Source organism: Ruegeria sp. AB9 (genome assembly GCF_056542585.1).
Window position 1 is genome coordinate 1 of the sequence record NZ_JBQGAA010000045.1, and the last position, 2,346, is coordinate 2,346.

2 protein-coding genes are annotated in these 2,346 nt (G+C 54.9%); one reads left to right on the top strand and one right to left on the bottom strand.

Annotated elements, in window-relative coordinates; all coding sequences use genetic code 11:
- Positions 1–191 precede the first annotated feature (191 nt).
- Positions 192–1,193 carry a helix-turn-helix domain-containing protein gene (locus tag ACR0K5_RS25000; RefSeq protein WP_480632216.1) on the top strand — a complete coding sequence of 334 codons (1,002 nt, stop codon included), beginning with the start codon at positions 192–194 and terminating at the stop codon, positions 1,191–1,193.
- A gap of 66 nt (positions 1,194–1,259) precedes the next feature.
- Here the strand turns inward: ACR0K5_RS25000 and ACR0K5_RS25005 are convergent, their stop codons facing one another.
- Positions 1,260–2,237: an HpcH/HpaI aldolase/citrate lyase family protein gene (locus ACR0K5_RS25005; protein WP_480632217.1), complete on the bottom strand. Its 978-nt coding sequence runs from the start codon at positions 2,235–2,237 to the stop codon at positions 1,260–1,262.
- Positions 2,238–2,346: the final 109 nt, after the last annotated feature.

Consider the following 2,346-nt stretch of genomic DNA (forward strand, 5'->3'; position numbering starts at 1 on the left):
CGTCAACCGCGTCGACAACGCATACGGAGACAGAAACCTCGTCTGCACATGCCCCCCAATGGAAGAATACATGGACGCCGCAGAGTGAAACATGGGCATATCAATCCGTTTCTTGTCCTGACGGATTGAAAACCAAAAAAGAGGGCAGCGCCTCGTCTGGCGCTGCTTCTCATCAAGTCGATGGAGGAACAATGAAACACTATGTCCTCGCAAATGATCATGCCGATCTGGCAAAATCGGGGCCTGAGGCACCGGAACGATTGAAATACATCGATGTCATCCTTAGCGACCAGCGGGCACTGGCGTCGGCCGAAATCGTTGTTGAATTCTATCAGGCCTTGAACAGCTTGATCGAAGACTGCTCCTACGTGGTCAATCTTCGGGTGTCCGGCAATGAAGCTGTAGGCGGGCCCCTTTATTGGGCAGGCCGAACCGCAGTTTTCTGGGGCGATTTAGAGAATAACTGGGATGTCGCAGGTCCGCGCAGAACCTGGATCTCGCAGGTCCTGAACCTGTCCTCAAGGACCGTTCTGGTCGGCGGCGCTGTCCTTCTGCTGGCACAACTGGGCAGAGCGGATCGAAACATCGTCGCGGTTCATCCCAACTTTGCAGCTGCTGCAATGGAAAGCGGGCTGGAAGAAAGTGGTACAGGAACTTGTCTGACGACAGATGGAGGCCCACACAGCGCCACCAGCAGATTAAGCGCGCTGCGGTTGTTGTCTGAGTTTGTTTCCATGGATCATGGAGAACATATAGCGGATTCGCTGCGCAGTTATATCGGGCTGACAGAACCCACCCAGAAGCATGAAAGCAGGCTTGCCGCACGGTTGGTTCATCGCGCCAGAGGTGATCTTTTGGTTATGCGAACGTTGGATGCGATGCAGGAGAATATCGAAGATCCCTTGACGATCTCAGATCTTTCCAGCGTGGTCAAAACCTCAACGCGGCAGTTGCAACGACGGTTTTTGAGTAAAACCGGGGCAAAGCTGCTTTCGACTTACAAAGAGCTTCGACTGGAACGCGCGCAAAGTCTGTTGCAATTCACGAATATGTCGCAGATCGAAATCTCGGCAGCCACCGGTTTCTCATCAACTGTAGCTTTGAAACGTGCGTTTCAGCGGAGTTATAAAACCAGCCCTGACGATGTTCGGAACAGACGGTTCCTGGGGTCGATATCGCCGGAAAGCAGTTAGATTTTCAGTTCGGCGAACACAAAGTGTAGTCGCGTGGACAAGATGCCCACGCAACCTTGGTTCAGTTCAGGCCGCTGCGATCTGGCCAGCCTTTTCGACCAACACTTCGGCCTGACGGATTGAGGCGTAATCAATCAGTCGACCGTCCAGCGAAACGGCGCCTTTGCCTTCCGCTTCAGCATCGGCCATGGCAACAAGGATGCGCTGCGCTTTGGTGACTTCGGCCTCGGACGGCGACATCACCTCATTGGCCAGTGCAATCTGGCTTGGGTGGATGGCCCATTTTCCTTCACATCCCAATACAGCGGCACGCTTGGCTGCTGCCGTATAGCCATCGGGATCCTGAAAATCTCCGAACGGTCCGTCGATGGGCCGCAGGCCATTGGCGCGGGCTGCAACCACCATGCGGGCGAGTGCGTAGTGCCACATGTCGCCCCAGTGTGTCAGACGACCGCCACTGACATCCGCGTCTGTCAGAACCGAGTAATCCGGGTTCACGCCACCGATGATTGTGGTACGCGCACGGGTGGAAGCTGCGTAATCGGCCACTCCGAAATGCAGGCTTTCATTGCGTTTTGACGCAGCCGCAATCTCGCTGACATTTTGCATCCCAAGTGCGGTTTCGATGATGTGCTCGAACCCGATCCGCTTTTTATAGCCTTTGGCGTCTTCGATCTGGGTGACCAGCATATCAACCGCGTAAACGTCGGCTGCGGTGCCAACCTTGGGGATCATGATCAGGTCAAGGCGCTCACCGGCCTGTTCGACCACATCCACAACATCGCGGTACATATAGTGGGTATCCAGACCGTTGATCCGCACCGACATGGTTTTGTTGCCCCAATCGATGTCGTTGAGCGCCTGAATGATGTTCTTGCGCGCCTGTTCCTTTTCGTCCGGTGCGACAGCGTCTTCCAGATCAAGGAAGATGACGTCCACATCCGATTGCGCCGCCTTTTCAAACATTCCGGGCTGACTGCCGGGAACGGCAAGCTCGCTTCGATTCAGACGGCCTGGGGCTTGTTCAATAGAGTGAAAGCTCATGGTTGGGGGTCCTTCGACTTACAAATTTGGGTAGATTGGGAAACGGCTGCAAAGCTCTGCGACTTCGGCTTTGACTTTGGCTTCGACCGCACCGTTGCCGTCTTCGCCA